At 62.1% G+C, this 22260-nt stretch carries 18 protein-coding genes; 8 read left to right on the top strand and 10 right to left on the bottom strand.

Annotated elements, in window-relative coordinates:
- The 5 genes from RR51_RS31520 to RR51_RS14065 all read left to right on the top strand — a co-directional run.
- Window positions 1-189: hypothetical protein (locus RR51_RS31520; protein ID WP_236693267.1), on the top strand; the 189-nt coding region annotated here is incomplete at its 5' end.
- Between the two features lie 244 nt (window positions 190-433).
- Window positions 434-1147: an ABC transporter permease gene (locus RR51_RS14080; protein ID WP_023660682.1), complete on the top strand. Its 714-nt coding sequence runs from the start codon at window positions 434-436 to the stop codon at window positions 1145-1147.
- A 13-nt stretch (window positions 1148-1160) separates the two neighbouring features.
- Window positions 1161-2075, top strand: a complete 915-nt coding sequence (locus RR51_RS14075; protein ID WP_039613853.1) for a glycine betaine ABC transporter substrate-binding protein — start codon at window positions 1161-1163, stop codon at window positions 2073-2075.
- Entirely contained in the window at window positions 2072-2725 is a 654-nt protein-coding gene (locus RR51_RS14070; RefSeq protein WP_013971042.1) for an ABC transporter permease, read from the top strand. The genes RR51_RS14075 and RR51_RS14070 overlap by 4 nt, the downstream gene beginning before the upstream one ends.
- Complete coding sequence (locus RR51_RS14065; RefSeq protein WP_039613852.1) at window positions 2722-3879, top strand: osmoprotectant ABC transporter ATP-binding protein OsmV; 1158 nt, start codon at window positions 2722-2724, stop codon at window positions 3877-3879. The genes RR51_RS14070 and RR51_RS14065 overlap by 4 nt, the downstream gene beginning before the upstream one ends.
- A 171-nt stretch (window positions 3880-4050) precedes the next feature.
- Here RR51_RS14065 and RR51_RS14060 read toward each other — a convergent pair whose 3' ends face one another.
- The 3 genes from RR51_RS14060 to RR51_RS14050 all read right to left on the bottom strand — a co-directional run bounded on the left by RR51_RS14060 (window position 4051) and on the right by RR51_RS14050 (window position 8063).
- The gene (locus tag RR51_RS14060) at window positions 4051-6474 is read right to left on the bottom strand and encodes a TonB-dependent siderophore receptor (protein WP_039613851.1); all 2424 of its coding nucleotides are present in this window, start codon (window positions 6472-6474) and stop codon (window positions 4051-4053) included.
- Between the two features lie 108 nt (window positions 6475-6582).
- Entirely contained in the window at window positions 6583-7545 is a 963-nt protein-coding gene (locus RR51_RS14055) for a FecR family protein (protein ID WP_039613850.1), read from the bottom strand.
- A gap of 20 nt (window positions 7546-7565) precedes the next feature.
- Complete coding sequence (locus tag RR51_RS14050) at window positions 7566-8063, bottom strand: sigma-70 family RNA polymerase sigma factor (protein WP_039613849.1); 498 nt, start codon at window positions 8061-8063, stop codon at window positions 7566-7568.
- A gap of 494 nt (window positions 8064-8557) precedes the next feature.
- Between RR51_RS14050 and RR51_RS14045 the strand changes: the two genes are divergently transcribed.
- Window positions 8558-9721 carry a type III PLP-dependent enzyme gene (locus tag RR51_RS14045; protein WP_015269027.1) on the top strand — a complete coding sequence of 388 codons (1164 nt, stop codon included), beginning with the start codon at window positions 8558-8560 and terminating at the stop codon, window positions 9719-9721.
- A gap of 174 nt (window positions 9722-9895) precedes the next feature.
- Here the strand turns inward: RR51_RS14045 and RR51_RS14040 are convergent, their stop codons facing one another.
- On the bottom strand, window positions 9896-10645 hold the full coding sequence (locus tag RR51_RS14040) for a tetratricopeptide repeat protein (RefSeq protein WP_039613848.1): 750 nt from the start codon (window positions 10643-10645) through the stop codon (window positions 9896-9898).
- 3 nt (window positions 10646-10648) lie between these two features.
- Window positions 10649-11329 (bottom strand): Fe2+-dependent dioxygenase, encoded by a 681-nt coding sequence (locus RR51_RS14035; RefSeq protein ID WP_039613847.1) that lies wholly within the window; start codon window positions 11327-11329, stop codon window positions 10649-10651.
- A 221-nt stretch (window positions 11330-11550) separates the two neighbouring features.
- On the opposite strand from RR51_RS14035, the gene RR51_RS14030 reads away from it, so the two are divergent.
- Both RR51_RS14030 and RR51_RS14025 read left to right on the top strand, forming a co-directional pair.
- The gene (locus RR51_RS14030; protein WP_024086308.1) at window positions 11551-13863 is read left to right on the top strand and encodes a TonB-dependent receptor; all 2313 of its coding nucleotides are present in this window, start codon (window positions 11551-11553) and stop codon (window positions 13861-13863) included.
- A gap of 262 nt (window positions 13864-14125) precedes the next feature.
- A complete protein-coding gene (locus tag RR51_RS14025) occupies window positions 14126-16681 on the top strand; it encodes a PepSY domain-containing protein (RefSeq protein ID WP_039613846.1) in 2556 nt (851 codons plus the stop codon).
- A 129-nt stretch (window positions 16682-16810) separates the two neighbouring features.
- On the opposite strand, the gene RR51_RS14020 is transcribed toward RR51_RS14025, so the two are convergent.
- The 5 genes from RR51_RS14020 to der all read right to left on the bottom strand — a co-directional run bounded on the left by RR51_RS14020 (window position 16811) and on the right by der (window position 22157).
- Window positions 16811-17602 carry an amidohydrolase gene (locus RR51_RS14020; RefSeq protein WP_039613845.1) on the bottom strand — a complete coding sequence of 264 codons (792 nt, stop codon included), beginning with the start codon at window positions 17600-17602 and terminating at the stop codon, window positions 16811-16813.
- A complete protein-coding gene (locus tag RR51_RS14015) occupies window positions 17590-18738 on the bottom strand; it encodes a pyridoxal phosphate-dependent aminotransferase (protein WP_039613844.1) in 1149 nt (382 codons plus the stop codon). The genes RR51_RS14020 and RR51_RS14015 overlap by 13 nt, the downstream gene beginning before the upstream one ends.
- A gap of 381 nt (window positions 18739-19119) precedes the next feature.
- Window positions 19120-20061 carry an RHS repeat-associated core domain-containing protein gene (locus tag RR51_RS29250; protein WP_082044700.1) on the bottom strand — a complete coding sequence of 314 codons (942 nt, stop codon included), beginning with the start codon at window positions 20059-20061 and terminating at the stop codon, window positions 19120-19122.
- A gap of 131 nt (window positions 20062-20192) precedes the next feature.
- Window positions 20193-20603, bottom strand: a complete 411-nt coding sequence (locus RR51_RS14010) for a helix-turn-helix domain-containing protein (RefSeq protein WP_082044699.1) — start codon at window positions 20601-20603, stop codon at window positions 20193-20195.
- Between the two features lie 90 nt (window positions 20604-20693).
- Window positions 20694-22157, bottom strand: a complete 1464-nt coding sequence (gene der, locus RR51_RS14005; protein WP_013971029.1) for a ribosome biogenesis GTPase Der — start codon at window positions 22155-22157, stop codon at window positions 20694-20696.
- Window positions 22158-22260 lie beyond the last annotated feature (103 nt).

The following is a 22260-nucleotide window of genomic DNA, read 5'->3' as shown; positions in this document are numbered from 1 at the left end:
TATCACACCGCCTTTGAAACCTGTGCAGGACTTGTGGGAGCGGGTTTACCCGCGAAAGGGCCCGCCCAGAGGCCACAAATTCGCCAGGCAATCGCTTTATCACGACAAATGGCCCAAGAGCAGTTATTTCAACGCCTACAGCGCACCAACCCGCTGCTTTTTCTCGTAAATTTTCCAACCAGCCAGTGATTAACGCTGGCCAAATGCCGCCCCAGATGGGAACCTTTACGCCCACGGAGACGTCCACTCCCCTGCAACCCGCTTCGGTTGGGGAGCTGGTTTCATCAGCATTTTCGGGCCCGACGGGGTTCGGCTCATGGCCTGATCGCAGCCTTCGGCGTGCGTCACGCTGCTACTCGCGAACACACCACCCGCCGCCAGGACTGGCCGGCAACCAAGAAGTGTGCTCGCCGACTACACAAGGAGTCCGCCTGTGGCTAAACGCTACGGAAAAGGGCTGTTGGGATGGGCCGCCGTGCTCGTCATCCTGGCCCTGCTGGTCCACTGGATCGGCATCGACACGATCGCGCGGTATCGCGACGATCTTGGGTTCTACCTGCAAGCGCACCTGGTACTGGTGCTGGCTTCGATGGCGGCGGCGCTGGCCGTGGGCATCCCCGCCGGCATTGCGTTAAGTCGACCGCACCGGGTCGACAAAGCCGAGCGCTTCATGCAGTTCTTCAACGTTGGTAACACCATCCCTCCCCTGGCCGTTCTGGCCATTGCCCTGAGTATCCTGGGCATCGGCGCCGGGCCCGCGATCTTCGCGCTGTTCCTCGCCTCTCTCCTGCCTATCGTGCGCAATACCTACGAGGGCCTGAAAAACGTCCCCGCCTCGCTCAAGGAAGCCGCCACCGGCATCGGCATGACTCCGCGCCAGCAACTCTGGCAGGTGGAGCTGCCCAACGCCGTGCCGATCATCGTTGGCGGTGTGCGCGTGGCCCTGGCGCTGAACGTCGGCACCGCACCGCTGGCGTTCCTGATTGGCGCCAACAGCCTCGGCAGCCTGATCTTCCCCGGCATCGCCCTGAACAACCAGCCACAACTGCTGCTGGGGGCTGCCTGCACCGCACTGCTGGCGCTGGCGCTGGATGCAGCGGTGAGTTTCTCCAGCAAGCGCTGGCTGGAACGTGGCCTGGCTGGATAACGAGAGGGAACGTATGAACAAGAGAATCGCCTTGTTTTTGGGCGCGACCCTGCTGTTCGCAGGACTTGCCCAGGCAGCGGAAAAACCACTTGTCCGCATCGGCGCGCGGGTGTTCACCGAACAGACCGTACTCGCCGAAATCACCGCGCAATACCTGCGCGCCAACGGTTTTGATGTGCGCGTCACCAGCGGCCTTGGCAGCAACATCGCACGCCAGGCCCAGGAAACCGGCCAGCTCGACCTGATGTGGGAATACACCGGCGTGTCACTGGTGTCGTACAACCATATCGACGAGCGCATGCCCAGTGCCGAGGCCACCTACGCCAAGGTCAAGGCACTGGACGCGAAGAAGGACCTGATCTGGCTGACCCCGTCGAAGTTCAGCAACACCTATGCGCTGGGCCTGCCCAAGCAGGTCGCCGAGGCTTATCCGCAGATCAACTCGATCAGCGACCTCAATCAGGTACTGCGTGACGAAAGCCACCGCAACCACCTGGTGGCGCTGGACACCGAGTTCGCCAACCGCCCGGACGGCCTGGTAGGCCTGAAAGCGATGTACGACCTGCAAGTGGGCCGCGGCAACATCCGCCAGATGGATGCCGGCCTGGTCTACACCGCCATGCACAACAACCAGGTGTTCGCCGGCCTTGTGTACACCACCGATGGTCGCCTGAACGCGTTCAACCTCAAGCTGCTGGAAGACGACAAGCACTACTTCCCCGACTACACCGCCGCCCCGGTGGTGCGCAAACAAGTGCTCGACGCCAACCCGCAACTGGCCGGCCTGCTCAAGCCTCTGGCCGAGCAACTGGATGACGAAACCATGCGCCAGCTCAATGCCAAGGTCGACGTCGAACACCAGAACCCGACCACGGTGGCCGCCGCCTTCCTGCGTGACCACCCAATGCCTGGCGAGGTACAACCATGAGCCTGCTCGACACGTTCGCCCACCTCGACTGGGCCCAGGTACTGCAGCTGACCTGGCAACACATCATGCTGGTCGGCGTCGCCGTGGGCCTGGCGATCATCGTCGGCGTACCGCTGGGCATCCTGATGACCCGCTTCCCGGCCGTCGCCGGCCCTTTGCAGGCCAGTGCCACGGTGTTGCTGACCATCCCCTCGATCGCCCTGTTCGGCCTGCTGCTGCCGTTCTACTCCAGGTTCGGCCAGGGCCTGGGGCCGCTGCCGGCGATCACTGCGGTGTTCCTCTACTCACTGCTGCCGATCATGCGCAACACCTACCTGGCTTTGACCAACGTCGAACCCGGCATCCGTGAAGCCGCGCGTGGCATCGGCATGACCTTCGGCCAGCGCCTGCGCATGGTCGAACTGCCCATCGCCGTGCCGGTGATCCTCGCCGGCGTGCGCACCGCCGTGGTGATGAACATCGGCGTGATGACCATCGCCGCCACCATCGGCGCCGGCGGCCTTGGCGTACTCATACTTACCTCCATCAGCCGCAGCGACATGTCGATGCTGCTGGTCGGCGCCGTGCTGGTCAGCCTGCTGGCGATCATCGCCGACCTGCTCCTGCAAACCCTGCAACGTGCCCTGACTCCAGAAGGACTGCGCTCATGATCGAACTGAAGAACCTCAGCAAAACCTTCAACGTCAACGGCAAGGACGTCAAAGCCGTCGACTCGGTAAGCCTCACCGTCAACGAAGGGGAAATCTGCGTGTTCCTCGGCCCCTCGGGCTGCGGCAAGAGCACTACCCTGAAAATGATCAACCGCCTGATCACGCCCACTTCCGGCCAGGTGTTCATCAATGGCGAAGACACCACCGGGCTGGACGAGGTCACCCTGCGCCGGCACATCGGCTATGTCATCCAGCAGATCGGCCTGTTCCCCAACATGACCATCGAGGAGAACATCACCGTGGTGCCGCGCCTGCTCGGCTGGGACAAACAGAAGTGCCATGAACGCGCCCGCGAGCTGATGCACATGATCAAGCTGGAGCCCAAGCAGTACCTGCAACGCTACCCGCGCGAGCTGTCCGGCGGGCAGCAGCAGCGTATCGGCGTGATCCGTGCCTTGGCGGCGGAAGCGCCGGTGCTGCTGATGGACGAGCCGTTCGGCGCGGTCGACCCGATCAACCGCGAGATGATCCAGAACGAGTTCTTCGAGATGCAGCGGGCGTTGAACAAGACCGTGATCATGGTCAGCCACGACATCGACGAAGCAATCAAGCTGGGCGACAAGATCGCTATCTTCCGCGCCGGCAAGCTGTTGCAGCTGGACCACCCGGACACCTTGCTGGCACACCCGGCGGACGAGTTCGTCAGCAACTTCGTCGGCCAGGACAGCACCCTCAAGCGCCTGCTGCTGGTGCGTGCGGAGGATGCGGCAGACAACGCGCCATCGGTGAGCCCGCAGACGCCGGTGAGTGATGCGCTGGAGCTGCTGGACGAGCACGACCGCCGTTACGTGGTGGTGACCGATGCGCAGAACAAGGCACTGGGCTACGTGCGCCGGCGTGACATGCATCGCCAGCAAGGGACATGTGGCGACTTCCTGCGGCCGTTCAATGCCACGGCGTCGCATGATGAGCATTTACGCATCCTGCTGTCGCGGATGTACGAGTTCAACCGGGCGTGGCTGCCGGTGCTGGATGCCGAACAGGTGTTCTTGGGCGAGGTGACGCAGGAGTCGATTGCGGCGTACCTGAGTTCGGGGCGCTCGCGGGGGGCCAAGACCAGCATTGTCTCGCCGGCTGAGGCGGTGACCTCTTGAATAGCGGGGGCCGCAAAGCGGCCCCGGCAATCTCGGCTCAAAACCCAAGTAATGGATTGCCTGTGCCGGCCTCTTCGCGGGTAAACCCGCTCCCACAGGGTCGGTGCAAGGCTAAAGACCCTGCGCGGTACCTGTGGGAGCGGGTTCACCCGCGAAGCAGGCGACGCGATGTCAGAACCCTACACTGGCCTGCACATAGAAGGTCCGCGGCTCACCCACATAGATGCCGGCATTGTTGTCGCTGGAGCGGGTGAAGTACTGCTTGTCGAACAGGTTCTTCACCCCCGCCGCCAGCTTCAGGTTGGACATCTGAGGCCCGAACTCATACCCGCCACGGGCATGCCAGGTCACATAACCCGGAATATCGCCAAACTGCCCGTCCGCACTCGGCTCGGTGATGTAGTCGCCGTTGAAGCTGCCATCGGCATTGATCCCGGTACCCGGCGCGCGCTGCTTGGATTGGGCGTAGGCATCCAGGTTCCAGGTCCAGTGATTGACCGCGTAACGCACGCCGGCAGTGGCCACCTGGCGTGAATAGAACGGCAGGTCACGGCCCTCGAAGCCAGGAATGTCCCCTTCATAAGTCGCGCGGGTATAGGTATAGCCACCGCTCACCGACAGCCCTTCCAGGCGCGGGTCCAGCCCGTCCAGGTCATAGCGCACCGAGGCCTCGATACCCTGGTGCTTGGTCGCACCGAGGTTGGTCCAGCCCACATCGTTGCTGATGTACTGCAGTTCGTCATCGAAGTCGATGTAGAACGCCGTCAGCTCACCGGCAAAGCCGCCATTGTCATAGCGGGTACCGATTTCGTAGGTCTTGGCCTTTTCTGGCTCCAGGCCATTGGCCGTGCTGTTGCCAGTACCACCCTGGCCCAGCTGGAAGTACTGCAGGCTACCGAACGAGGTCTCGTAGTTGGCGAACACCTTCCACGCATCGGAGATGTGGTACATCACGCTCAGCGCCGGCAGTGGCTCGTCGCTGGTGATGCTGCGTTTCTTCTCCGGCACCGGCTGGCCGTTGGCACCGAGCACCGGGCGGTCGCGCCAGTCGGTGTTGATATGCTCGAAGCGGATACCTGGGGTGATGGTCCAGTTACCCACGTCGATCTTGTCGTCGATGTAGTAGGCGCTGGCCTCGGTACCACCGCTGCGGTCCTGGAACACATGGCCGTCGGAGCCCGGGGCGGGCGTCGGCACGTTGTCGATCAGCGCCAGGCGGGTCGACTGCTCACGCATCGCTTCCTTCAGGTAGCGGTAGCCCACGCTGACTTCCTGGGTGGTCGGGCCGGCGAAGAAGATCCGCGACAGCCGTGGTTCGATGGCAAAGGTATGGTAGTTGCGCGGGTACGACGACAGGGTCTTCATGTCGCGCGAGGCAATGGAGCTGCCGCGGAAGCTGTCGGTGTAGTAGGTCAGCACTTCGAACTGGGTGGCGTCGTCGAGCTGCCGCTGCCACTTGAACGACACGTCCTTGCGCCGGCCGGCGAAGTAGTCGTAGTCGCGCAGCGACTGGTACGGGTTGCTGTCGTACTGCGCCTGGGTCAGGCCACCAGGCATGTCGGCACGGCCGTCGTAGTAGTGGAAGTTGAGCCAGAACTCGTCAACGTCGGTCGGTGCCCAGTGGGTCTTGAGGATGACATCGTCGATGTCGTTGCCATTGTTGCTTTCACGGTAGCCGTTGCCATTCACCCCGGTGTACAGCAGCGCCACGCCCATGCCGTTGTCCGCCGTACCGCCGACGAAGGCCGACTCGGTGTGCTTCCAGCCGCCATGCTGGGAGGTTTCCAGGGTGGTGGACAGCTCGGCCGAGGGCTTCTCTGGGATTGCCCGGGTAACGAAGTTGATCACCCCACCGACGTTCTGCGGGCCATAACGCACGGAACCGGCGCCACGCACCACGTCGATGCTGTCGAGGTTGCCCGAGGAAATCGGCGCCATCGACAGTTGCGGCTGGCCATAGGGCGCGAAAGCGGCCGGAATGCCGTCGATCAGCACCGTGGAGCGTGGCGACAGGCGCGAAGTCAGGCCGCGAACACCCACGTTCAGCGACAGGTCGCTGCCGCCGGTACCGTTGGAGTCCTGCACCTGAACGCCGGGGATGCCGCGCAGCACGTCACGCACGTTCATTGCGCCCTTTTCCACCATCGCCTCGCGGCGCACCACGGTGCGCGCGCCGGGGTGGTTCTGCACCACGCTCTGCTGGGCATCGCCCAGCCAGTCACCCACCACCTTGACGTCGGTGGGCGCGAGCTCCAGGCTACCGGTGGTGAGGGTGCCATCGGCCTGGGCCGGCTTGACCACCACGGTGCCCTGGGACATCTCGTAGGTCAGGCCGCTGCCTTGCAACAACTGCTGCAGCGCCTGCTCGGGCGCCAGCTGGCCGGACACCGCCGGGGCCTGCTTGCCGGCCACCAGTTCGGGGTTGAAGAACAGCTGCAGGTTGGTCTGCTGGCCCAGTTGGTTCAGCGCCGATGCCAAGGATTGGGCCTGAATCTGAATAGTGGCGTCTGCGGCCTGGCTGTTGACGGCCACGGCGCTGACCGCAAGGGCCAGCGCCAGGGCGCGGAAGCGTGGGAAGGGATTGTTGTTGTTCACGTCGTCGAAACTTCCTGGAATACGGAATAAACGCCAACCGCATGCAAATGGAAATGCTTGGCAGTTGCAGCTGGCGGGGAAGACGAACGAGCGGAAAAAAACCTGAATCTATTTCGCAATTATTTCGCGCGAGCCATCTTCATGGGCCTTGATGGCCACTGGCAGGATGCTCGGCAAGGCACGCAGCAGCGCGTCGGTGTCATCGGTGCTGAAGGTGCTGGACAGCCGCAGCTGGGCGACTTTGCCGGGGGCGACCCGCAGCGGCTGGCTACGGTAGCGCGAGGCTTCGGCCACCACCTCGGCCAGGGTGGCGTTGTCGAACACCAGCCTGCCTTGGCGCCAGGCAGTCAGGGCGCCAATATTCACCGCATAGGGCGCCGCCACCTGGCCTTGTGCATCTATATGCGAGCCCTGGCCCGCCGTGAGCTGCGCCAGCGAGGCGCCCTTGCCCTGCACACGTACCGAGCCCTGCTCCACCGCCACGCGGGTGCTGGCCGGCTCCAGGCGGACGTCGAAACGGGTACCGGTGACAGTCACGCTACCCTGGGCGGTGTCGACCACGAACGGCCTGCCACTGTCGTGGGCGACGGTGAACATCACCTCACCCGCCATCAGCCGGACATGCCGCTGGCCGGCGCTGAAAGCGACCTGCACTTGCGTGCTGCCGTTGAGCTCAAGGTGCGACCCATCCGGCAGTTCGACCTGGCGGCGTTCGTTGAAGGCGGTCTGCAAGCTGCCCTGGTGATTCAGTTGCTGGTAGTGCCAGCCGCCCCAGCCCAGGCCCAACGCCAGTGCCGCCACGCTGGCGGCCAAGGCCTGGCGCACGAAGCGCCGACGTGGCAACTGGCGTACCGGGGCCGGCTGGCACAGCGCTTCCAGGCGCTGGCGCGGGATGAAGTCGGCGGCCTGCCACAGGCGGGAGAGCTGCTGGTACTCATCACGGTGCCGTGCATCGCCTTCCAGCCAGGCGTGCAGCTGCGCCTGCAGCCCGGCATCGCGAGGTGCATCCTGCACCCGGGCGAACCACGCGGCCGCCTGCTCGCGGACGGTATCGGTACCGTGCTGTTTCATCGAAAAGGTCTCCTGACTCATCATGCCGACACATCCAGGTGCTCGCGCAGATGCCGGAGCGTGCGGATCATATACTTTTCGACCATGTTCTTGCTCAACCCCATGCGCTCGGCGATCTCGGCCTGGGTCAGGCCTTCGAGCTTCTGCCAGATGAACACCTGTCGGCAATTGAGCGGCAGTTCGGCCAACGCCCGCTCGACACTGTCGGCCAGCTCCAGCGCATGCACGTAGGCCTCGGGGTCGCCACCGCCGCCCATGCCTTCGTCGAAGGCTTCCAGCTCCAGTGCCTGGCGGCGGTCCTCGCGACGGAAACCATCCACGGCAATATTGCGCGCGGTCTGGTGCAGGTAGGCGCGTGGCTGCTCGACCTGCTCGCGCGGGTTTTCCAGTACCCGGACAAAGGCATCGTGGGTGAGGTCCTCGGCCTGCTGTCGACTGCGCAACTTGCGCGTCCAGGTGCCGATCAGCTCATGGTAGTGGTCGAGGAAGCCTTTGGGTCCGGACACGGTCGGGGTCATCAGGGAGGCAGACAAGGGTGCGAATAGTAATGTTTCTCATCAAGGACGGCAATTCCGCCAGTCGGTAACAAAAAATTTATCGTCTTTTTCATGCACGGCAGTGCCAGGGAAATGTGGCCATAAATATGAACACCTGAGGCCCCTTCGCGGGCACGCCCGCTCCCACAGAAACCGCGAGATGCCTGTGGGAACGGGCGTACCCGCGAAGGAGCCAACGCGTTCCATTCCACTATTTTTTACGCTTGAAACACTCCGGGGAACATCAGCCGGTCACATGGGTCGGTTATTCAAATGGCAGGTCGTCGATCCGCGTCGATCACGCCCGGATTGCCTGTTGATTCTGCATTCTTCACGCCCTAAAGTGCGCGCCGAACGTCCATGCTGGAAACGATCCATCCGGCTCAAGTACTGAGTAGGCGAACCAAAGTGGGGATACGGAGGACGTTCAGTTTGCAGCCACTTAAATTTTCAGTTTGCCCATGGAGTCCCTGAGCATGTCGATCCAGGTCGAAGACTATTTCGCGCGTGACACCTTCCAGAAAATGAAGGCGTTTGCCGACAAGCAGGAAACCCCGTTCGTACTCATCGATACCCAGATGATCAGCCAGGCCTACGACGACCTGCGCGCTGGTTTCGAATTCGCCAAGGTGTACTACGCGGTCAAGGCCAACCCAGCCGTGGAAATCATCGACCTGCTCAAAGAGAAAGGTTCGAGCTTCGACATCGCCTCGATCTACGAGCTGGACAAGGTGCTGGGGCGCGGCGTCAGCGCCGACCGTATCAGCTACGGCAACACCATCAAGAAGTCCAAGGACATCCGCTACTTCTACGAGAAGGGCGTGCGCCTGTATGCCACCGACTCGGAAGCCGACCTGCGCAACATCGCCAAGGCCGCACCGGGTTCGAAGGTGTACGTGCGTATCCTCACCGAAGGCTCGACCACTGCCGACTGGCCGCTGTCGCGTAAATTCGGCTGCCAGACCGACATGGCCATGGACCTGCTGATTCTCGCCCGCGACCTGGGCCTGGTGCCTTACGGCATTTCCTTCCATGTCGGCTCGCAACAGCGCGATATCAGCGTGTGGGACGCCGCCATCGCCAAGGTCAAGGTGATCTTCGAGCGCCTGAAGGAAGAAGACGGCATCGAGCTGAAGCTGATCAACATGGGTGGCGGCTTCCCGGCCAACTACATCACCCGGACCAACAGCCTGGAAACCTACGCCGAAGAGATCATCCGCTTCCTGAAGGAAGACTTCGGTGACGACCTGCCGGAAATCATCCTCGAGCCGGGCCGTTCGCTGATTGCCAACGCCGGTATCCTGGTCAGCGAAGTGGTACTGGTTGCACGCAAGTCGCGCACTGCCGTCGAGCGCTGGATCTACACCGACGTGGGCAAGTTCTCCGGCCTGATCGAAACCATGGACGAGTCCATCAAGTTCCCGATCTGGACCGAGAAGAAAGGCGAGACCGAAGAAGTGGTCATCGCCGGCCCGACCTGCGACAGCGCCGACATCATGTACGAGCACTACAAGTACGGCTTGCCGCTGAACCTGGCCATCGGTGACCGCCTGTACTGGCTGTCGACCGGCGCCTACACCACCAGCTACAGCGCAGTGGAGTTCAACGGCTTCCCGCCGCTGAAGGCTTACTACCTGTAATGCGAAACGGGGCCGAAAGGCCCCGTTTTCATTTGTGCTTTCCGCCCTCAGGCCTGTGCAACTCCCTGTAGGAGCAGCCTTGTGCTGCGAAGAGGCCATAACTGCCAAAGGCCCTCTTTTGTCATGCCGGCCTCTTCGCAGCACAAGGCTGCTCCTACAGGCCTTGAGAGAGCCTCAAGCTTCGCGCCGTTCGATCTCTTCGGCATACCGCGCCGCAAAGGCCATCAACACCGGCCCGGCCTCCTGCAAGGTCACCAGCGCACTGCGCAGAAAATTCATGTTCCCCTCGACCCGCGCCCGCTCCAGCCAGGGCCCGGCTTCCGCCACCTGCCCCCGCTCGACAAACACCAGCGCCAGGCTGAACATGCCACGAAAGTCCCCCGCCTCGGCCGAGCGCCGATACCAGCGCACCGCCCGTGTCGGATTGGGCGCCGTGGCGATGCCTTGTTCCAGGTAACGCCCGTACAGGTTCATCGACTTGGCATGCCCCATGTGCGCGGCCTTCTCGTAGCACATCAGCGCCTGTGCCTGGTTGGCCGGTATGCCGCGCCCGGTGGCCAGCAAGTTGCCCAGGTTGTACAGCCCCCAGTCCAACCCGGCATCGGCCGCACGCGCATAGTGAATGGCCGCCTGCGCCTGGCTTGGCTCACCGCCCCAGCCATGCTCCAGGCAACGGCCCAGCATGTTGTGCGCCATGGCACTGCCACCCTGCGCGGCGATGCCGAACCATCGCCTGGCGACGGCGGCATCCGCCTGAATGCCGCGCCCGTCGAGCAGGATCTGCCCCAGCAACAACTGTGCCTCGACCGCGCCCTGCCCTGCCGCCGCCAGGATCGCCTGGGCGGCCTTGCCAGGGCTTTCTTCCAGCATGGCCTGCAAACCGGCCACATCCACCACTTCCTCACGACGCAACTGATAGGACACGGCTCAGACCTCGGCCCAGCGGCGCAGCAGGTTGTGGTAGGTGCCGGTCAACTGCAGCAGTGACGGATGGTCCGGCACATCGGCAGTCAGTTGCTGGATGGCATTGTCCATCTCGAACAGCAACGCCCGCTGGCTGTCCTCGCGCACCAGGCTCTGGGTCCAGAAGAACGCGGCATAACGCTGGCCACGGGTCACCGGGTTGACCTTGTGCAGGCTGGTGCCGGGGTACAACACCAGGTCACCGGCAGCCAGCTTGACCTGCTGCTCGCCGTAGGTGTCCTGGATCACCAGCTCGCCGCCGTCGTAGCTGTCCGGATCGCTGAGGAACAGCGTGGAAGACAGGTCGGTACGCACCCGCTCCGGGCTGCCCTTGGGCTGGCGCAGGGCGTTGTCGATGTGAAAGCCGAAACTGCCGCCTTCGCGGTAGCAGTTGATCAGCGGCGGGAACACCTTGTGCGGCAAGGCTGCAGACATGAAGCGCGGGTTCTGCCACAGGCGGTCGATCAGCGCGCTGCCGATTTCCTTGGCCAGCGGGTGGCCTTCCGGCAGTTGCAGGTTGTGCTTGGCCTTGGCCGACTGGTAACCGGCCGTGATCTTGCCGTCGGCCCAGTCGGCCTGCTCCAGCGCCTCGCGGATACGGGCCAGTTCATCGGCGTGAAACAGGCCGGGGATGTGAAGCAGCATGGCGACAGCACCGTCGGAAAATGTAAGGCGCCAATGATATTGATTCCCTTTTGCGCTTCACAAGCCCCAATTGCCGCTTAAGACGTTTCAGCTTGATGAAACCGTAAAGGCAAATTGTAAAGATTGTAAATTCTTCACGAATGGTAACGACTCTCAATTGTGAGTCACAATTGCTTACATTAAGATCCGCGGCCTTACCACCTTGGGGAAGGTCCTTAGCAATGCGCCAGTACGTACCATCTGCAGTGAGTTCACCACGCCTGATCGTGTCTGCCATCGGCGTAGCCCTCAGCGCTTCGTCGGCCTACGCCGCCGACCCGGTCGCCAGCAGTGCTATCACCCTCGACGCCACCAGCGTCAACGGCAAGGCTGAACAGGCCAGCACCGATTACAAGGTCGACCAGGCATCCTCGCAGAAGTACACCGCGCCGCTGGTGGATACCCCCCGCTCGATAACCGTGATCCCGCAGCAAGTGATCAAGGACACCAACGCCCTGACCCTGCAGGATGCACTGCGCACTGTGCCGGGCATCACCTTTGGTGCCGGCGAAGGCGGCAACCCACAAGGCGACCGCCCGTTCATCCGCGGCTTCGACGCCCAGGGCGACACCTACCTGGACGGCGTGCGCGACACTGGTGCGCAAACCCGCGAAATCTTCGCCATCGAATCGGTAGAGGTAGCCAAGGGCCCGAACTCGGCCATCGGCGGTCGAGGCGCCGCCGGCGGCAGCATCAATCTGGTGAGCAAGCGCGCCCACCTGGGCAACTCGCTTGACGGCGCCTGGACCTGGGGCAGCGACCAGACCCAGCGCTATACCTTCGATGGCAACTACCAGTTCAGCGACTCCGTTGCCGGGCGCCTGAACCTGATGACCCACGAAAGCAACGTCGCCGGCCGCGACAAGGTCAACTACGACCGTTGGGGTATCGCCCCATCGCTGGCCTTCGGCCTGGGTACTCCGACCCGCGTGAACCTCGACTACTACCATCTGGAAAGCGACGACCTGCCGGATTCGGGCATTCCGTACACCATCCCGACCGCTGGTAGTACTGCCCGCACCTCGGCACACCCGAGCAAGCCGTACGACGGCGGCGACAGCGACAACTTCTATGGCCTGACCGGTCGCGACTTCCGCAAGAGCCGCGTGGATATTGCCACCTTTGCCATTGAGCACGACTTGACCGACTCGCTGACCATCAAGAACACCCTGCGCCATGGCAACAGCATGCAGGACTACATCCTGACCCAGCCTGACGACAGCAAGGGTAACGTCAACAACGGCAGCGTCTGGCGCCGCGCCAATACCCGTGTGGGCAACACTGCCACCACCACCAACCAGACCGACCTGTTCGGTGAGTTCTACCTGGGTGGCATGAAGAACAGTTTCTCGACCGGTATCGAGCTAAGCCGAGAAGAGAGCAAGCGCTCGAGCTATACCGTCGATACTGACACCGTCCCGGGCGGCACCGCCAACACCAACTGCACCCCAGGCATGATCGGCGCCACCAGCGGTTACAACTGCACCTCACTGAGCAACCCGAACCCGGACGATCCGTGGAACGGCAGCATCGCACGCAACTACGCGGGCACCGATACCAAGAGCAACACCCGCGCAATTTATGTTTTTGACACACTCGAACTGACGCCCGAGTGGCTGTTGAACATGGGCCTGCGCTACGACCACTTCGACACCCAGTACCGCACCTACGACGCCACAGGCGCCACCGTGGTGAACAGCAAGGGCGTTGTCTCCAAAGGCAAGGATACAAGCGAGTTCGTTACCGGCCAGCTGGGCCTTGTATGGAAGCCGGCCGAGAATGGCAGTATCTACGTTTCCTACGCCACCTCCGCAACGCCACCCGGAGCAATGCTGGGCGAAGGTACTGAAGGCAACCCGCTGGGCAACACCACCGACCGCGCCGGCAACTTGCTGAGCAGCGATCTGGAGCCGGAGGAAACCACCAACTACGAAATCGGCACCAAGTGGGACCTGCTCGACCAGCGCCTGTCCCTGGCCGCAGCGCTGTTCCGCACCGAGAAGGAAAACGCCCGCGTCCAGGTTGACACCACTACCTACGAGAACGTCGGCGAAACTCGCGTACAGGGCATCGAACTGTCTGCCAGCGGCAAGATCACCGAAAAATGGCAGGTATTTGCCGGCTACACCTACATGGAAGCTCGCCAGATAGACGGTGGTGCCGTGAACAAGGCCAACGACGGCAACCAGCTGCCGAACACGCCGAACAACAGCGCCAGCTTGTGGACCACCTACTCCATTACACCGAAGCTGACCGTGGGTGGCGGTGCCTTCTACGTGGATGACGTGTATGGCAGCGTGGCCAACACCACCATGGTCGACAGCTATGTACGCTACGACGCCATGGCCGCCTACAAGCTGACCAAGAACATCGACCTGCAACTGAACGTGCAGAACCTGACCAACGAGGTGTACTACGACAAGGCCTTCTCTACCCACTTCGCCAACCAGGCGGCGGGGCGGACGGCTCTGTTGACCACCAGCGTCCACTTCTGATGCCGGGATCGGGTTGATCTGTTGAATGGGCTGCGCCTGTGCCGGCCCTTTCGCGGGTGAACCCGCTCCCACAGGTACTCCACTGGCCTCAGGTCCAGTGATATCTCTGTGGGAGCGGGTTCACCCGCGAAGAGGCCGGTACAGACAACACAAGCCTGACTGACTAGCCCACCCTGCCCCGTTCATTCCCGTGAGCGGGGCTTTTGCGTATCAAGGCATAATGCACGCCGCGCAGTGTGCGGCAGAAACACAAGGTGATCATGTGGTGAAGAAGACGCTGTTCCAATTGCACTGGTTCTTTGGCATCACCGCTGGCCTGGTGCTGGCCTTGATGGGTATCACCGGGGCCTTGTACTCGTTTCAGGAAGAACTGCGACGCGCGCTGAATGCCGATGTCCTGAAGGTCCAGGTGCGCCCGGAGGGCGTACTGCCCCCGGCCGAACTGGTCCAGCGGGTCGAGGCCCAGCAGCACGACAAGGTGACGATGCTGTGGGTCGATGTACGCGAAGGCAACGCCGCACGCGTCTTCTTTACCCCACCGCCAGGCGAGCGCCGTGGCCAGTTGCGCTATGCCGACCCGTACACCGGCGAACTCAAGGGAGAAGTGGCCGGGCAAGGCTTCTTCAACCTCATGCTCAACCTGCACCGCTTCCTGGCCATGGGCGACAGCGGCCGGCAGATCACCGGTGCCTGCACCCTGATGCTGGTGTTCTTCTGCCTCTCCGGCCTGTACCTGCGCTGGCCGCGCAAGGCGCTGGACTGGCGCACCTGGCTGACCTTCGACTGGGCCAAGAAAGGCCGCGCCTTCAACTGGGACCTGCACGCTGTGGCCGGCACCTGGTGCCTGCTGTTCTACCTGCTGTTCGCCCTGACCGGGCTGTTCTGGTCCTACGAGTGGTACCGCGAGGGCCTGAACAAGCTGCTGGCCGACGCGCCGATCGCCGGCCAGCAGCAAAAGCGCGGCGAAGGCCGTGGCCGCCACGGGCCGCAGAAAATCGACAAGAACGCCCCGCCGCTGGTGGTCGACTACGACGCAATCTGGGCCAACCTCAAGGACGCTGCAGGCCCGGGCCTGGCCATGTACAACCTGCGCCTGCCGCCGGTAGGCGGCCAGCCGGCCAACCTGTTCTACCTGCTGGATAACGCCGACCACCCACGTGCCTTCAACACCCTGGTACTGGACCCGGCCAGCGGCCAGGTGAAAAAACATGACCGCTACACCGACAAGTCCTTCAAGGCCCAGCTGCTCCAGAGCGTCTACGCCCTGCACGTCGGCGAGTACTTCGGCCTGCCGGGGCGCATCATCGTCACCATCGCCAGCCTGACCATGCCGCTGTTCTTCGTCACCGGCTGGCTGCTGTACCTCGACCGCCGTCGCAAGAAGCGCCAGGTACATGCCGCCCGTGGCAACGTCACCAGCAACACTGCCAGCGGCGATAGCTGGCTGATCGGCTTTGCCAGCCAGAGCGGGCTTGCCGAACAACTGGCCTGGCAGAGCGCCGGGCAGCTTCAGGCCGCCGGCCTGCCTGTGCAGGTACGCGCCCTGGCAGAACTGAGTGAAAGCGACCTGCGCCAGGCCCGCCGTGCGCTGTTCGTGGTCAGCACCTTCGGCGACGGCGAAGCCCCCGACAGCGCTCGCGCCTTCGAGCGCAAGGTGCTAGGCCAGCCTTGGCCGCTCGACAACCTCAGCTACGCCCTGCTCGCCCTCGGTGACCGCCAGTATCCGCACTTTTGCGGCTTCGCCCGCCGCCTGCAGGCATGGCTGGGTGAGCGCGGGGCCAGCAGCGCATTCAGCCCGGTGGAAGTGGACAACGCCGACCAGGCCGCGCTGCAGCAGTGGCAGCAGGAACTGGCGCAACTGACCGGCGCCCAGCCAGTGGCCGCCTGGCAACCGCCGAGTTTCGGCAACTGGTCGCTGGTGCGCCGCGAACTGCTCAACCCGGGCAGCCAGGGCCAGCCGGTGTACCTGCTGGGCCTGCGATCGGAACAGCCCGCCAGCTGGGAAGCCGGTGACCTGGTGGAGATCCTGCCGCTCAACGGCCAGCCGAGGATCGACGCCTTCCTCGATGGCATGGCGCTGGACGCCGGGGCCAAGGTGCAAGTGAATGGCTTGGCCGAAACCCTCGCCCAGGCCCTGGCCGGCCGCCAGTTGCCGACCCGTCGCGATCACCTGGTCGGTTTGCAGCCGCAGGCGCTGGTCGATGCACTGGTGCCGATCGGCAGCCGCGAATACTCGATTGCCTCGATCGCCAGCGATGGCGTGCTGGAGCTGATCGTGCGCCAGGAACGCCATACCGATGGCAACCTGGGCCTGGGTTCCGGCTGGCTGACCGAATACCTACCGCTTGACGGTACGCTAAGCCTGCGTTTGCGGCGCAACAGCAGCTTCCACCTGCCGGAAACGGCTGCACCGCTGGTGTTGATTGGCAACGGCACCGGCCTGGCCGGCCTGCGCAGCCTGCTCCGCGCGCGGGTGAATACTGGTGAGCAGCGCAACTGGCTGCTGTTCGGCGAGCGTAACCGGGCGCATGACCTGCTGTGCGGCAGCGAGCTGCAAGGCTGGCTGGACAGCGGTGACCTGGCACGTCTGGACCTGGCGTTTTCGCGGGACCAGGCCGAGAAGGTGTATGTGCAGGATGTGTTGCTGCAGCAGGCTGAAGAGTTCAAGCGCTGGGTCGCGGATGGCGCCTGTGTGTATGTCTGCGGCAGCCTGCAAGGCATGGCTGCCGGTGTGGATGCGGCGCTCAATGGCATCCTCGGGGAAGCGGTTGTGCAACAGCTGATTGAGGATGGGCGGTATCGGCGGGATGTGTACTGATCGGAAACTGATGTAACCAGCACAGGCTTCTTCGCGGGTAAACCCGCTCCTACAGGTACTGCACAGAATTCAAAAACTGTGGGGGACCTGTGGGAGCGGGTTTACCCGCGAAGAGGCCGGTACAAGCTGTCAGTGAAGCTCGAAGGTATCGGCATCCAGGTTGGCCGGGAACTTGGTCCGGTAGGCCGCCAGCTCCGCCGCGCTCAACACCGCGGTGAACACCCCGTCGGCCTCCCCGGCACTGAGCAGGCTCTCGCCCTGGAAGTCCAGCACCTGGCTGTCACCGGAATAGGCAAAGCCCTTGCCGTCGGTACCCACCCGGTTCACCGCCGCCACATAGCACAGGTTCTCGATACCCCGCGCCGGCAACAGGCGGTTCCAGTGCTGGCGGCGCGCAGCCGGCCAGTTGGCTGTGTACAGCAACAGGTCGGTGTCCTGGGCATCGCGGCTCCACACCGGGAAGCGCAGGTCGTAGCAGATCAGCGGGCGAATACGCCAGCCCTTGAGCTCGAACTGCACCTGGCGCTCGCCCGGGGTGTAGTGCTTGTGCTCACCGGCCATGCGGAACAGGTGGCGCTTGTCGTAATGCAGGATCTCGCCATCAGGCCGAGCCCACAGCAGACGGTTGCGGTGGCTGCCATCGGCGGCCTGGATGATCACGCTGCCGGTAATCACCGTGTTGTACTTCTTCGCCTGGGCCTTCAGCCATTTGTAGGTCGGGCCGTTTTCCGGCTCGCACAGGCTTTCCGATTGCATGGAAAAGCCGGTAGTGAACATTTCCGGCAGGATCACCAGGTCCACTTCACCCACCTGCTCCAGCAGCACTTCGAAGTGCGCATAGTTGGCCTCGCGGTCGTGCCAGGCCAGGGTGGTCTGCACCAGGGCGACTTTCAGGTTCGGCAGTTGACTCAGATCGCGCATAGTTTTTCCGCTGCCTGACGCAGCGTCTCCTCTCGTTTGGCAAAGCACAGGCGAACCAGGCGTTGCTCGGGGATGGGTTGCTGGTAGAACACCGACACCGGGATGGTCGCCACGCCGTGCTCACGGGTCAGCCACAGCGACATGTCGACATCGTTCAGGTCCGGGCGGATCTGCGAATAGTCCACCAGTTGGAAATAGGTACCCGCCGTGCGGGTGAAGCGGAACCGCGAGCCCTCCAGCAAGCCACAGAACAGGTCTCGCTTGGCCTGGTAGAAGGCCGGCAGTTCATCGATATGCTCGGGGTGCTCGGCCATGAAATCGGCCAAGGCGCACTGCAGCGGGGTCACACCGCAGAAGTTGACGTACTGGTGCACCTTGCGCAGCTCGGCACTCAGCGCCGGCGGGGCGACCACGTAGCCGGTCTTCCAGCCGGTGACGTGATAAGTCTTGCCGAACGAGCTGACCACGAAGGCGCGCTGGTACAGTTGCTCGTGGGCCAACACGCTGGCATGGCGTACACCGTCATAGACCAGGTGCTCGTAGACCTCGTCGCTGACCAGGTAGATATCGCGGTCAGCGATAAGCCGGGCCAGTTGGTCCAGGTCTTCTTGGGTAATCAGCGCACCGCTGGGGTTGTGCGGTGAATTGAGGATCACCATGCGCGTGCGCGGGCTGAGGGCATCGCTGAACTTCTGCCAGTCGATGCGAAAATCGCCATCGCTCAGCTGTACATGCACGCAGCGCCCACCAGCCAGTTCCACGGACGGCTCGTAGCTGTCGTAGCAAGGGTCGAAGACGATTACCTCGTCACCGGCATGCACCACCGCCTGGATGGCACAGAAGATCGCCTCGGTGGCGCCAGGGGTGATGGTCACTTCCCGGTCGGCATCCACCTGCGCGCCATACAGCCGCGCGACCTTTGCCGCCACCTGCTGGCGCAGGGCCGGCAGGCCGGTCATCGGCGAATACTGGTTATGCCCGGCGGCCACATGCCGGCCGACTGCATCGAGCAGCGCCTGCGGGCCATTGAAGTCGGGGAAGCCTTGCGACAGGTTGAGCGCGCCCGTCTGCACGGCGAGCTGGGACATGGTGGTGAAGATGGTCGTGCCGACATTCGGCAGTTTGCTGCGGATCATGAAGCCCTCTTTCCTGGGGTGTATCCGGCACGGGGTGGAGTCCGAGCATAGCGGATCGAGCGGTCAGGAAAAAGGTTGAAACAATAGGGGGATTTGCGCTGGATCAAAGGCTGCTGTCGGTGTGGCATCCCGCTATATGGGCGTATCAAGAAACCTCGCTTCGTAGCCTAAAGCGCAAAGTGCGTGCGCGATGATCATGCAGTGTAGAACCAAGCGCGGGTGCTCATTGACAACCCACAAAATTCGAGTGCTGCCTCGAGCAGCGCTCGCTTAATTTCTGCCCTATCTCCGCTCACTACTTTTTTGGCGTATCAAATTAAACTAACTGAGGCGCCTATTTCTTAACGCTACACTTCTACTCCGATTGCCTTGGTAAGCGTTTTACACTTTACGAATCGCAGAACCCTCATTGGATAAATTCAACCCTTCATCCACCGAGCGCGTACTGCGCAAGGCCCCGCTGGATGTTTCGCCATCAGCGGGCGACCATCGATAGGATTGACTATGAGACAACCTTAATTTTCCCGGGCGCTGAATTCTTATTTTAAACAACATCAATTCATAGGTAAAAACGTACCCATCAATCGCTTTAGCAACACGCTTCCGTATTGAAGGATAATCGACTTTGGCACTTGCACTCGTAAAATTTTCGGGACTAGTTTCTGCGAGCCCCGCCAAGTTGGACATGAGGGATTTCGCTGATTCCTCCATGGGTGTTAGATCACTAATAAACCGCTTTTTAATTTTTGAAGTTCTGTCCAACCTCGGATCATGTTTCAGTTTGTTGGTCATCACCTGCAATTCTGACGCCATTGAATCCAATTGCCTCATAAGTTTTTTGGATCTATCATACGCTGACGATCTGAACCAGCCCCGAAAATGACCACTTGAGTCGGTGTAATTTATAGGGTCCCCATCGCAATACCCATACGCGTTCAAAACCCTAAAAGGTGCAAAACTGTCTGGAGAATAGAATCTCAGGCCATTAAAAAATCTGTAACCGTTCCCCAGCAGGTACCCGTTAATTAAATTACCGTAGTACTCGCCATTGAATCCTAGCAGAGAATGGCCCGATGAAAGGGAAGAACAATGGCCATAAGCAGTATAATCAAATCTCTCCCATCCCCCCTGATGCGCCACGCCATTCACGGAACCGGATTCACTGACCGACAATAAGCTGACATTACTTTCAGCACTGCCATTCCACTCAGCTAATGCTTGCCCTCCCCCTCGAAACACGGTTCGACTGCCTTGATCACCAAGGCACGCATGTATATTACCGTCACAATAAAACAGACTCAAAGTTTTACGCTGAATCCCCATACTTAGCCCCTCGCTGGTAGACACCTACATTAGGAATAAGTCTTTCAAAGCTTGCGGCAGCGTACAACTAGCATTTTTTACAGGTAGGACCGAGTAGCAGCACGTGCCTATGGGCTGGTGAGACAATCGCACTAGAACTCGAACGGGTCGCGAATCAAGCGGTCAGGGGGAGGTTGAACGAAAAGTGGAAGAATTGGCTTTTTTGGCTTGGCGGCAGTAGAGGTGACTGGACTGCCACTGTAGTACTGCCGCTGCCAAATGCCTATCTGTAAGGACTGTCCAAGACCAAAATGCGCAGCGGTCTGGCGCAGTGAAAGCCGATGCTCGAGCATGTAGCTGAGCACTTGCTGCTTGAAATCACAGGTATAACGCCACCCAGGCGAGCCTGAACAGATACCCTTACCGACCTGATAACTGGCAACCCAGCGCCGGAGCAGGCTGAAGTCGATACCGAAGTGTCGAGCCACCTTTCGGAAACCATTGTTGCCATTCAAGTAAGCAGTGATCGCAGTGAGCTTGAATAGCTCGGTGTACTTTTCCATAGATCCCCCAAGGGTTGGATTGGCGTCCAACTTTTGGGGGGCAGTCCAACCTGTGGGAGCGGGCAAGCCCGCGAAGAAGCTGACGCGGAATCAGCGCTTGTCGCGGCGCTTCTTCTCGGCCTTCTTGTGGTGCGACATCAGGCGGCGCTTCTTGTTGACCTGGCGGTCGGTGAGGGTGTTCTTCTTGCCCTCGTACGGGTTCTCACCGCCCTTGTACTCGATGCGGATCGGCGTACCGACCAGCTTCAGCACACGCCGGTAGGTGTTCTCCAGGTAACGCGAGTACGACTTCGGAATCTTGTCGGTCTGGTTGCCGTGGATCACGATCAGCGGCGGGTTGGCACCACCAAGGTGGGCATAGCGCAGCTTGATGCGGCGGCCGTTGACCAGCGGCGGCTGGTGCTCGCTCACGGCATCTTCGAGGATCTGCGTCAGGCGGCTGGTCGGCCAACGGGTTACCGCCGACTTGAACGCGGCCTGCACCGACTTGTACAGGTGGCCCACGCCGGTGCCGTGCAAGGCGGAGATGAAGTGGATGTCGGCGAAATCGACGAAGAACAGCCGGCGCTCCAGCTCGGTCTTCACGTAGTCACGCTCGCCCGGCTCCATGCCGTCCCACTTGTTCAGGGCGATGACGATGGCGCGGCCAGCTTCCAGGGCGAAGCCCAGCAGGTTCAGGTCGTGATCCACCACGCCTTCGCGGGCGTCCATGACGAAAATCACCACGTTGGCGTCCTTGATCGCCTGCAGCGTCTTCACCACCGAGAACTTCTCGACTTCCTCGTGGATCTTGCCGCGCTTGCGCACGCCGGCCGTGTCGATGAAGGTGTACTTCTCGTCATCGCGCTCGAACGGGATGTAGATACTGTCGCGGGTGGTGCCCGGCTGGTCGTACACCACCACGCGCTCTTCGCCGAGCATGCGGTTGACCAGGGTCGACTTGCCGACGTTGGGGCGGCCGATGATGGCGATCTTGATGCCATCCTTCTCGCTCGGGCCCGGGATGCGCACCGCTTCCTCGCCTTCGGCGACTTCGGCGTCCAGCGCTTCCTCGACTTGGTCGCGTGGCAGGTGGCCGAGCACGGCCTCCATCAGCGCATTGATGCCGCGGCCTTGGGAGCCGGCCACCGGGATGGCGTTGCCCATGCCCAGCGGCGAGAACTCGGCGCGAGCCACATCGGCGTCGATGTTGTCGATCTTGTTGGCAACCAGGATCGCTTCCTTGTTCCGCTTGCGCAGGTGCTCGGCGATCATCTGGTCGGCAGCGGTCATGCCGGCACGGGCATCGACCAGGAACAGCACATAGTCAGCTTCTTCGATGGCCATGAGCGACTGCTCGGCCATTTTCTCATCCATGCCCACTTCGTCACCGGTGATACCGCCGGTGTCGATCAGGATGAAGGAACGACCCTGCCAGGTGGCATCACCATACTGGCGGTCACGGGTCAGGCCCGACAGGTCACCGACGATGGCATCGCGGGTCTTGGTCAGGCGGTTGAACATGGTGGATTTGCCGACGTTCGGGCGGCCCACCAGGGCGATTACGGGAACCATTCGGCTCTCCACTCTTGAATTCTTGAAAATGCAAAGGCCGCTGCAAGGCAGCGGCCGGAGTTCGGGCGGCGTGTCCTACGCCGCGGCTTGAAGCCCGCCAAGG

The sequence above is a fragment of the Pseudomonas sp. C5pp genome (assembly GCF_000814065.1).
In the GTDB taxonomy this organism is placed as follows: Bacteria; Pseudomonadota; Gammaproteobacteria; order Pseudomonadales; family Pseudomonadaceae; genus Aquipseudomonas; species Aquipseudomonas asiatica.
This window is presented reverse-complemented; position numbering and strand designations above follow the sequence as displayed.

Excerpts from the sequence above, each read along its gene's own strand:
- RR51_RS14020 (WP_039613845.1), bottom strand. The coding sequence starts at position 17,602 with ATGCGCGATCTGAGTCAACTGCCGAACCTGAAAGTCGCCCTGGTGCAG.
- RR51_RS14070 (WP_013971042.1), top strand. The coding sequence starts at position 2,072 with ATGAGCCTGCTCGACACGTTCGCCCACCTCGACTGGGCCCAGGTACTG.
- RR51_RS29250 (WP_082044700.1), bottom strand. The coding sequence starts at position 20,061 with ATGGGGATTCAGCGTAAAACTTTGAGTCTGTTTTATTGTGACGGTAAT.
- der (WP_013971029.1), bottom strand. The coding sequence starts at position 22,157 with ATGGTTCCCGTAATCGCCCTGGTGGGCCGCCCGAACGTCGGCAAATCC.
- RR51_RS14065 (WP_039613852.1), top strand. The coding sequence starts at position 2,722 with ATGATCGAACTGAAGAACCTCAGCAAAACCTTCAACGTCAACGGCAAG.
- RR51_RS14045 (WP_015269027.1), top strand. The coding sequence starts at position 8,558 with ATGTCGATCCAGGTCGAAGACTATTTCGCGCGTGACACCTTCCAGAAA.
- RR51_RS14035 (WP_039613847.1), bottom strand. The coding sequence starts at position 11,329 with ATGCTGCTTCACATCCCCGGCCTGTTTCACGCCGATGAACTGGCCCGT.
- RR51_RS14030 (WP_024086308.1), top strand. The coding sequence starts at position 11,551 with ATGCGCCAGTACGTACCATCTGCAGTGAGTTCACCACGCCTGATCGTG.
- RR51_RS14010 (WP_082044699.1), bottom strand. The coding sequence starts at position 20,603 with ATGGAAAAGTACACCGAGCTATTCAAGCTCACTGCGATCACTGCTTAC.
- RR51_RS14050 (WP_039613849.1), bottom strand. The coding sequence starts at position 8,063 with ATGACCCCGACCGTGTCCGGACCCAAAGGCTTCCTCGACCACTACCAT.
- RR51_RS14015 (WP_039613844.1), bottom strand. The coding sequence starts at position 18,738 with ATGATCCGCAGCAAACTGCCGAATGTCGGCACGACCATCTTCACCACC.
- RR51_RS14075 (WP_039613853.1), top strand. The coding sequence starts at position 1,161 with ATGAACAAGAGAATCGCCTTGTTTTTGGGCGCGACCCTGCTGTTCGCA.
- RR51_RS14055 (WP_039613850.1), bottom strand. The coding sequence starts at position 7,545 with ATGAAACAGCACGGTACCGATACCGTCCGCGAGCAGGCGGCCGCGTGG.